This window comes from Acidovorax sp. (assembly GCF_046341535.1).
In the GTDB taxonomy this organism is placed as follows: domain Bacteria; phylum Pseudomonadota; class Gammaproteobacteria; order Burkholderiales; family Burkholderiaceae_C; genus Acidovorax.
This window is the reverse complement of sequence record NZ_JBKDRI010000040.1, coordinates 1-8,927: the sequence shown is the minus strand read 5'-3', so window position 1 is coordinate 8,927 and position 8,927 is coordinate 1. Positions and strand designations below refer to the sequence as shown.

The following is an 8,927-nucleotide window of genomic DNA, read 5'->3' as shown; positions in this document are numbered from 1 at the left end:
GATCGAGTTCAGTTTGTTCGGTACAGTTTGGATTCGGCATGGCTCGCTCGTTCATCAAGTTTCTACACCTCGATAAACGCGCACTCAAAGGGCCATGCCGTCATCGTTTTTACGGAGGACGGTGAAATATCCGGGCTAGGGCTGGAGACAGAGCTCCCCAGCCCAGCTTGCTGCGGGAAGGCGCCTCAGCGCAATTCGAGCATCGCCACCACCCACGGCAACACCGAGGTCAGCGCCTTCGGAAGCCGCGATGCGTCGGTGCCGCCCGCCATGGCCATGTCGGCCTTGCCGCCGCCCTTGCCACCAACCTGCTGGGCCACAAAGTTCACCAGTTCGCCGGCCTTGATTCGGCCCACGATGTCGCTGGTGACACCCGCAGCAAGCTGGACCTTGCCGCCGTCTACGGCGGCCAGCACGATGACAGCGGTCTTGAGCTTGTCCTTGAGCTTGTCCATGGTGTCTCGCAGCGTTTTGGCGTCGGCGCCCGATAGCTCAGCGGCCAACACCTTGACGCCATCCGCCTCCACCGCCTGCGCCACCAGTTCATCGCCCTGACTGGATGCCAGCTTGCCCTTGAGGGCAGACACTTCCCTTTCCAGCGCACGCGCACTGTCCATGGCTTGGACAATGCGGGCGTTGAGCTCGGACACGGGTGCCTTGAGCAGGCTGGCGGCATGGGTCACCGTGTCTTCCAGGTGCTGCAGGTAGGCCAGCGCGTTGATGCCCGTGACGGCCTCAATGCGGCGCACACCTGCGGCCACCCCGCCCTCGCTCACCACCTTGAACAGGCCGATGTCGCCGGTGCGCTGCACGTGGGTGCCGCCACACAGCTCACGGCTGGTGCCGATATCGAGCACGCGCACGGTGTCGCCGTATTTCTCGCCAAACAGCATGACCGCTCCGGTCTTCTGCGCGGACTCGATGTCCATCACACGCGCCTGTGTGGCCTGGTTATCCAGGATCTCGCCGTTGACCCGACGCTCGATCTCGCGGATCTCGGCGTCTGTCACGGCCGAGTTGTGCGTGAAGTCAAAGCGCGTGCGGTCGGCGTTGACCAGGCTGCCCTTTTGCTGCACGTGGCTGCCCAGCACTTCGCGCAAGGCCTTGTGCATGATGTGGGTGACCGAGTGGTTGCGCATGGTGGCGGCCCGCACGGCCGTGTTCACCTGGGCCTGCACGGTGTCGCCCACATTGAGCGTGCCCTCCTGCAAGCTGCCGTGGTGGCCAAACACGTCGGCCTTGATTTTCAGGGTGTCGTCCACCGCAAAACGGGCCGAACCGCTGGTGATCACGCCCTCGTCGCCCACCTGACCGCCGCTTTCGGCATAAAACGGGGTGCTATCGAGCACCACCACACCGTTTTGGCCAGTCCCGAGGGCTGCCGCGCTTGTCCCGTCTACGTAGATTGCTACGATTTTTGCGTTTTGGGCCAGTTGCTCGTAGCCAGTGAACAGATTGGAAGCGCCCGTGTATTCGAGCGCCTTGTCCATCTTGAATTTGCCTGCCGCGCGGGCCTGGGCCTTCTGCTTTTCCATGGCCGAACGAAAACCGGCCTCATCGACCACCACATCGCGTTCGCGGCAGACGTCGTTGGTCAGGTCCAGCGGGAATCCATAGGTGTCGTGCAGCTTGAAGGCCACGTCGCCCGGCAGCACGATGGCACCGCCCGCCAGGGCCGCATCGAGAATCTCCATGCCATTGTCCAGCGTCTCGAAAAAGCGTTCTTCCTCAGCCTTGAGCACCTCGGTGATCCGCTTTTCCTGCTCGCGAATCGACGGGTAGGCATCTCCCATCAGCTCCACCAGGTCGGCTACCAGCTTGTGAAAGAACGGCGTCTTCTTGCCCAGCTTGTAGCCGTGGCGGATGGCGCGGCGCACGATGCGGCGCTGCACGTAGCCGCGGCCTTCGTTGCCGGGGATCACGCCGTCGCTCACCAGGAAGGCGGTGGCGCGAATGTGGTCGGCAATCACGCGCAGGCTCTTGTGGTTCAGGTCGGTCACGCCGGTTTCACGGGCCGCGGCCTGGATGAGCTGATCGAAGATGTCGATCTCGTAATTGCTGTGCACGTGCTGCAGGATGGCCGCCAGGCGCTCCAGGCCCATGCCCGTGTCCACGCAGGGCGCAGGCAGCGGCGTCACGGCACCGGTCTCGTCCATGTTGAACTGCATGAACACGTTGTTCCAGATCTCGATGAACCGGTCTCCGTCTTCGTCGGGGCTGCCTGGCGGGCCGCCGGGGATCTCGGGGCCGTGGTCGTAGAAGATCTCCGAGCACGGGCCGCAGGGGCCGGTGTCGGCCATCATCCAGAAGTTGTCGGACTTGTAGCGGCCGCCCTTGTTGTCGCCGATGCGGATCACGCGCTCGGGCGGCAGGCCGATTTCCTTGGTCCAGATGTCGTAGGCCTCGTCGTCTTCCTGGTACACGGTGGCCAGCAGGCGCTCGGGCGGCAGCTTGTACACGGTGGTCAGCAGTTCCCAGGCCCAGTGCAGCGACTCGCGTTTGAAGTAGTCGCCAAACGACCAGTTGCCCAGCATCTCGAAGAAGGTGTGGTGGCGGGCGGTGTAGCCCACGTTTTCCAGGTCGTTGTGCTTGCCACCGGCGCGCAGACAGGCCTGCACCGACACCGCGCGGTTGTATGAGCGCTTGTCCGTGCCCAGAAACACGTCTTTGAACTGCACCATGCCCGAGTTGGTGAACATCAGCGTCGGGTCGTTGCCGGGCACCAGGGGGCTCGATGCTACGACGGTGTGGCCCTTGGAGACGAAGAAGTCCAAAAATGACTTGCGGATGTCGGCGACGGAAAAAGTGGGAATGCTCATGGGGTGTACGTTGGTTGTGCACGGGGCGATGCCGCACCGAGTCGGCACGCGTGGGCCAGCCGGTAATTATAGGTTTGCAGGCCTGTCGCTGGCGGCACAGGGCAGTGCAGGGAACACGCGATATTCTTGCGCCCCGACGCCCGCAAAACAGCCTCGCGCGCGCAGCCCACCGCCCTGCCCCTTGCGCCCCTGCCGAGCTCTTTTTTCGACACGAGTACCCCACAACCATGCCCGCAACGCCTCTTGCACTGCTCAACGACCCCAGCCTGCTCAAAACCGATGCGCTGGTCAACGGCCAGTGGCTGCCCGGCCGCAGCCGGTTTGACGTGAACGACCCCGCCACAGGCTACCGACTGGCTGACGTGGCCAACCTGGGGCCAGACGACGCGCAAGCCGCGATCACCGCCGCCAACGCCGCCTGGGGCCCCTGGAAGGCCAAGACGGCCAAAGAGCGCAGCATCATCCTGCGCAGGTGGTTCGAGTTGCTGATGGCCCATCAGGACGACCTGGGCCGCATCCTGACCGCCGAGCAAGGCAAGCCTTTGGCCGAAGCCAAGGGCGAAGTGGCCTACGGAGCCAGTTTCGTGGAATGGTTTGCCGAAGAGGCCAAACGTGTGAACGGCGAGACCCTGCCGCAGTTTGACAACAACCGCCGCCTGCTGGTGCTCAAGCAGCCCATCGGCGTTTGCGCCGCCATCACGCCCTGGAACTTCCCGCTCGCAATGATCACGCGCAAGGTGGCTCCGGCGCTGGCCGCAGGCTGCCCGGTGGTCATCAAGCCGGCAGAGTTGACACCCCTCACCGCGCTGGCTGCGGCCGAGCTGGCGGTCCGCGCGGGTATTCCGGCCGGGGTGCTCAATGTGCTGACCGCGGACAGCGCCAACTCCATTGCCATCGGCAAGGTGCTCTGCGCCAGCGATGTGGTGCGCCACATCAGCTTTACCGGCAGCACCGAGGTGGGCCGCATCCTGATGGCCCAGTCAGCCCCCACGGTGAAAAAGATGTCGCTGGAGTTGGGTGGCAATGCCCCGTTCATCGTCTTTGACGATGCCGATGTGGACAGCGCCGTGGAAGGCGCTTTTGCGAGCAAATACCGCAACGCGGGCCAGACCTGCGTCTGCACCAACCGCTTTTATGTGCAGGACGGCATCTACGACGAGTTCGTGGCCCGATTGGCTGCCAAGGTGAAGACGGCCAAGGTCGGCAACGGTTTTGAAGAAGGTGTCAACCAGGGCCCGCTGATCGAGGAAGCGGCGCTGGAGAAAGTGCAGCGCCATCTGGACGACGCCGTGGCCAAGGGCGGCCAGGTCGTGGTGGGTGGTCAGCGGCTCAAGAGCCTCGGCTCGGGCCAGTTCTTTGAGCCCACCGTCGTGGCCCACGCCACATCCGACATGCTGTGCGCCCGCGAAGAAACCTTCGGCCCCTTCGCGCCGGTGTTCCGGTTCGCAACGGAGCAAGAGGCCATCGACGCGGCCAACCATACCGAATTCGGCCTTGCCAGCTATGTCTACAGCCGCGATGTAGGCCGCATTTTCCGCGTCAGCGAAGCGCTGGAGTACGGGATGATCGGCATCAACGTCGGCATCCTTGCCACCGAACATGTGCCGTTTGGCGGCGTCAAACAGTCGGGCCTGGGCCGCGAGGGCTCCCACCACGGCATGGACGACTACGTGGAGATCAAGTACCTGTGCCTGGGCGATATTCTGAAATGACGATGATGCTATAATATCGATAGCTACAAATCGATACCCACCGCGCGTAACCGCCATTTTTTATCTTCAATTTGGCGCAAGCAACGTGAATCCGATGTGCGATCGGTCGAAAAAAGCCTACCCCGTTGCACGTTGCGGGCGGCCGACTTGGCTGGATGAATTTGTGGAGCGGGTGAAGGGAATCGAACCCTCGTATGAAGCTTGGGAAGCTGCCGTTCTACCATTGAACTACACCCGCATTTGGCGGCCCGCGGTTGTCACAGGGGCCTGTATGCGAAATCGTTGCGGTGGCGTTTGCGCCTGAACCGTCACCTCGTCAACGATTGCATGATTGTACCGAGGGTTTGCCCAGACCCCTCACCACGGTCAGTCGGGCGGCCACGCCAGGCGCTGACGGCTTTCAAAGTGCCGCTGCTGCCCTGAGATCGGATCACGAAACGACAGCGCCCGCGCCAACAGCTGCAACGGGCGCGAGTAGTCGCCCTCGGGCGGATCGTTGACCTCGGGATAGAACGCATCATGGCGCAATGGCAACCCCAGCGCGGCCATGTGCACCCGCAGTTGGTGGCGCTTTCCGCTGACCGGTGCCAGCCGGTACAGGGCCCATGGTGCTCTGACCTCAAGCACCTCGATGCGGGACAGGCTGTTGGCCTCGCCCGCCACCTCCCGCATGCGAAAAAACTCGGGGCCTTCTTGCAGTCGCGAGGCATGCTCGCGGGGGAAGGTCAGGTCCTCCCGCCACGGCGCAACGGCGTCGTACAGTTTGACGATCTGGCGGTCTCTGAAGAGCGCCTGATACGCGCCACGCGTGGCCCGTTGCGCGGACAACAGCACCAGGCCCGCTGTGTCGCGGTCAATTCGATGCAATGGCGACAACTCTGGCAGGCCCAGCTGCTGCTTGAGGCGAACCAGCAAGGTGCTGTGCAGGTAGCGGCCCGACGGCACCACGGGCATGAAGTGCGGCTTGTCAGCCACCACCAGGTGTTCATCGCGGTAGATGACCTGCTCGGCAAAGGGCAGCGCTTGCTCGCTCGCAAGGCTTCGGTAGTAATACAGGCGAACCCCGGGCTCGAAGGCACGCTGCGGTGTCACGGTAACGCCCCGCTCGTCCACCACCTCACCGTCCACCATGCGCTGCAACCACTGCGCGCGCGTGACCACCGGCAGACGGTCGGCCAGAAAGTCGAGCATGGTGCCTGTGCCCCGCCCGGGCAGCACCACGCAGCTCGCGCTCACGCCATCACGGGCAGGCGGTACAGGAGCGTGCAAGGGGCGTGGCATGGCGGGCGGATTCCAGTGTGCCAAGTTCGAAGTTCGCCGAAAAGATCACGTGGTCAACATCGCAGTCAGGCCAGGCACACACCACAGCGATCGCCGAAGCGACCGAGAGGAACTGCAACGCAGCAAGGCGGCGATGTTCAGCGTGTTTGGGAGACGAATGTCCACCCCAGAACGCCAGCGGCCGCGCCGCTGAGATGACCAGATGCTCAGACGCTCAGACGCTCAGGCAATCAGTGTCACGCCGGTCTTGGACTGCAGCGCGTCGAAGGTGACGCCCGGCGCGAGCTCCACCACCTTGAGGCCCTCCGGCGTGACGTCCAGCACGCCCAGGTCGGTGATGATGCGGTCCACCACACCCTTGCCGGTCAAGGGCAGGGTGCAGGCGGGCAGGATTTTCAGGTCTTCGGTGCCGTCTTTCTTTTTGGCCACATGCTCCATCAGCACGATCACGCGCGGCACGCCCGCCACCAGGTCCATGGCACCGCCCATGCCTTTAACCATCTTGCCCGGGATCATCCAGTTGGCCAGATCCCCTTGTTCGCTGACCTGCATGGCACCCAGGATAGAGAGGTTGATCTTGCCTCCACGGATCATGGCAAAGCTGTCGTGGCTGCCAAAGATAGACGAGCCCTTGATGGTGGTGACGGTCTGTTTGCCCGCATTGATGAGGTCAGCATCCACCTCGTCTTCATAGGGGAAAGGGCCGATGCCCAGCATGCCGTTCTCGCTTTGCAGCCAGACCTCGATGTGGTCGGGAACGAAATTGGCCACCAGCGTCGGGATGCCGATGCCGAGGTTCACATAAAAGCCGTCCTGCAGCTCCTGGGCCGCGCGTGCGGCCATCTGGTCTTGGGTCCAGGGCATATCGTTCTCCTCAAACTTTGCGGTCGCGGGTGGTGCGCTTTTCGATGCGCTTCTCGGGCGTGGGGTTGTGCACGATGCGGTGCACATAGATGCCCGGCAGGTGCACGTCGTCCGGCGCAATCTCACCGGTAGCGACGATGCGCTCGACCTCCACAATGCAGATATTGCCCGCCATGGCGGCGGCCGGGTTGAAGTTGCGCGCCGTCAGGTTAAAGCGCAGGTTGCCCGAACGGTCGGCAATATCGGCCTTGACCAGCGCCACGTCAGGCACCAGCGAGCGCTCCATCACGTAGGTCTCGCCGTCGAACTCGCGCAGCTCCTTGCCCTCGGCCACGATGGTGCCCACGCCCGTCTTGGTGAAGAAGGCCGGGATACCCGCACCGCCGGCGCGCAGCTTTTCGGCCAGCGTGCCTTGCGGGGTGAACTCCAGCTCCAGCTCGCCCGCCAGGTACTGGCGCTCGAACTCCTTGTTCTCGCCCACATAGCTGGAGATCATCTTTTTGATCTGGCGGGTCTCCAGCAGCTTGCCCAGGCCGAAGCCGTCCACGCCCGCGTTGTTGGAAATCACGGTGAGATCGCGCACGCCCGAATCGCGCAAAGCGTCGATCAGCGCCTCAGGAATGCCGCACAGCCCGAAGCCGCCCACGGCCAGCAGCTGGCCATCTGCAACCACGCCACGGAGGGCGTCGGCCGCTGAAGGGAATACTTTGTTCACCACGATCTCCTAGTGTTGGGATGCGATACGATACTACGTATGGAGATAAGTAGTTTTTCGTAAAGAGTTGCACTATGGACGTCGATTACCGACTGGCTTTTGACATGGCACCGGTGGGGCTGGTGCTCTCACGCAACCGCACCATGCTCGACTGCAACCAGCAGGTCTGCGACATGTTCGCCGCCTCGCGCGAGGTGCTGATCGGCCAATCGTTTCAGATGCTCTATCCCAGCGCCGATGAGTACGAGCGTCTGGGCGCCCACATGGAACCCATTTTGAATGCGAAGGGCTATTACGCCGACAACCGCATCATGAAACGCGCCAACGGCGAGGTATTCTGGTGCCATGTCTCGGGGCGGGCGCTCAACCGCGAGTCACCGCACGCATCGGGCATCTGGAGCTTTGAGGACCTCAGTTCACAACGCCCGGTGAAGGCCGAGCTGACGGGCCGAGAGCGCGAGGTGGCTGCTAGGCTGCTGGAGGGCCTGACCTCCAAGGAAATCGGGCGCGCACTGGAGATCAGCCATCGCACCGTGGAAATCTACCGTGCACGCCTCATGCGCAAGTACAACGCGTCCACCGCGGCTGACCTGGTGCACAAACTGCTGGTCGGCGGCTAAGACCCCTCCCCACCCACGACACGGAGCCACTGTATGCCCACGCAACGCTATCCCTTGCCATCGCTGGACAACCTGCCAGCAGACATCCGGGCGCGCATTCTGGAGGTGCAGGACAAAGTCGGCTTCGTTCCCCATGTGTTCCTGGCGCTGGCCCGTCGCCCTGCCGAGTGGCGTGCGTTTTTCGCCTACCACGACGCCCTGATGCTCAAGGAAGAAGGCCGCTTGACGAAGGGCGACCGCGAAATGATCGTGACCGCCACCAGCGCAGCCAACCACTGCCTGTACTGCGTGGTGGCACACGGCGCGATTTTGCGCATCTACGAGAAAAATGCGCTGGTGGCAGACCAGGTCGCAGTCAATCACCGCAAGGCCGACATCACGCCGCGCCAACGCGCCATGCTCGACTTCGCCATGAAGGTGTGTCAGGCATCCCACGCAATCGAGGACAGCGACTTCACCGCACTGCATGCCCACGGGTTGGATGATGAGGACATCTGGGACATCGCGGCGATCACCGCTTTTTTCGGGCTCTCCAACCGCATGGCAAGCTTTGCGGGCTGGCAGCCCAATCCAGAGTTCTACCTGATGGGCCGGGTGCCCAAGGCCAAGGCTTAGGGCCTGTTCACACTACCTTTGCCAGTGCGAACGACGCGGGAACCGCGCCGATACCAGAGCGCTTTTTCTCCCGCTCCCTTCGGGCTACGACCCCAAAGGGCCATTCGCGGCGTTGCCGAGTGTCGCTGGGGCCGCGCCCAAGCTGCACATGGTGCCTGGCCCTTTTGAACCTAAAAACGGCAGTTGGATGCATTTGCCAGCGCTGCTGTTGGGGTGCCAGGCAAGGCGCGACGACGCGGCAGGCTCGTGCCTGCAAGGAGGAGCAACACCGCATGGCGCTCCAAAAGCGGTGCTGGCAAGT

At 63.2% G+C, this 8,927-nt stretch carries 7 protein-coding genes and 1 tRNA gene; 3 read left to right on the top strand and 5 right to left on the bottom strand.

Annotation, left to right across the window (positions count from 1 at the left end; translation table 11 throughout):
- Positions 1-185: 185 nt before the first annotated feature.
- Positions 186-2,819, bottom strand: a complete 2,634-nt coding sequence (gene alaS, locus ACK543_RS02755; RefSeq protein ID WP_409941334.1) for an alanine--tRNA ligase — start codon at positions 2,817-2,819, stop codon at positions 186-188.
- A 227-nt stretch (positions 2,820-3,046) separates the two neighbouring features.
- Between alaS and ACK543_RS02750 the strand changes: the two genes are divergently transcribed.
- Positions 3,047-4,531 (top strand): NAD-dependent succinate-semialdehyde dehydrogenase, encoded by a 1,485-nt coding sequence (locus ACK543_RS02750; RefSeq protein WP_409941333.1) that lies wholly within the window; start codon positions 3,047-3,049, stop codon positions 4,529-4,531.
- A gap of 164 nt (positions 4,532-4,695) precedes the next feature.
- Here ACK543_RS02750 and ACK543_RS02745 read toward each other — a convergent pair.
- The 4 genes from ACK543_RS02745 to ACK543_RS02730 form a co-directional block, all read right to left on the bottom strand.
- Positions 4,696-4,769: transfer RNA gene (locus ACK543_RS02745), tRNA-Gly, on the bottom strand.
- 128 nt (positions 4,770-4,897) lie between these two features.
- The gene (locus tag ACK543_RS02740; protein ID WP_409941332.1) at positions 4,898-5,812 is read right to left on the bottom strand and encodes a pseudouridine synthase; all 915 of its coding nucleotides are present in this window, start codon (positions 5,810-5,812) and stop codon (positions 4,898-4,900) included.
- A gap of 222 nt (positions 5,813-6,034) precedes the next feature.
- Positions 6,035-6,676 (bottom strand): CoA transferase subunit B, encoded by a 642-nt coding sequence (locus ACK543_RS02735; protein ID WP_409941331.1) that lies wholly within the window; start codon positions 6,674-6,676, stop codon positions 6,035-6,037.
- 10 nt (positions 6,677-6,686) lie between these two features.
- Positions 6,687-7,391 (bottom strand): CoA transferase subunit A, encoded by a 705-nt coding sequence (locus tag ACK543_RS02730; RefSeq protein ID WP_409941330.1) that lies wholly within the window; start codon positions 7,389-7,391, stop codon positions 6,687-6,689.
- A 74-nt stretch (positions 7,392-7,465) separates the two neighbouring features.
- On the opposite strand from ACK543_RS02730, the gene ACK543_RS02725 reads away from it, so the two are divergent.
- Positions 7,466-8,011 (top strand): LuxR C-terminal-related transcriptional regulator, encoded by a 546-nt coding sequence (locus ACK543_RS02725; protein ID WP_409941329.1) that lies wholly within the window; start codon positions 7,466-7,468, stop codon positions 8,009-8,011.
- Between the two features lie 33 nt (positions 8,012-8,044).
- Positions 8,045-8,626 (top strand): peroxidase-related enzyme, encoded by a 582-nt coding sequence (locus tag ACK543_RS02720; protein ID WP_409941328.1) that lies wholly within the window; start codon positions 8,045-8,047, stop codon positions 8,624-8,626.
- Positions 8,627-8,927: the final 301 nt, after the last annotated feature.

Excerpts from the sequence above, each read along its gene's own strand:
- ACK543_RS02735 (WP_409941331.1), bottom strand. The coding sequence starts at position 6,676 with ATGCCCTGGACCCAAGACCAGATGGCCGCACGCGCGGCCCAGGAGCTG.
- ACK543_RS02720 (WP_409941328.1), top strand. The coding sequence starts at position 8,045 with ATGCCCACGCAACGCTATCCCTTGCCATCGCTGGACAACCTGCCAGCA.
- ACK543_RS02725 (WP_409941329.1), top strand. The coding sequence starts at position 7,466 with ATGGACGTCGATTACCGACTGGCTTTTGACATGGCACCGGTGGGGCTG.
- ACK543_RS02750 (WP_409941333.1), top strand. The coding sequence starts at position 3,047 with ATGCCCGCAACGCCTCTTGCACTGCTCAACGACCCCAGCCTGCTCAAA.
- alaS (WP_409941334.1), bottom strand. The coding sequence starts at position 2,819 with ATGAGCATTCCCACTTTTTCCGTCGCCGACATCCGCAAGTCATTTTTG.
- ACK543_RS02740 (WP_409941332.1), bottom strand. The coding sequence starts at position 5,812 with ATGCCACGCCCCTTGCACGCTCCTGTACCGCCTGCCCGTGATGGCGTG.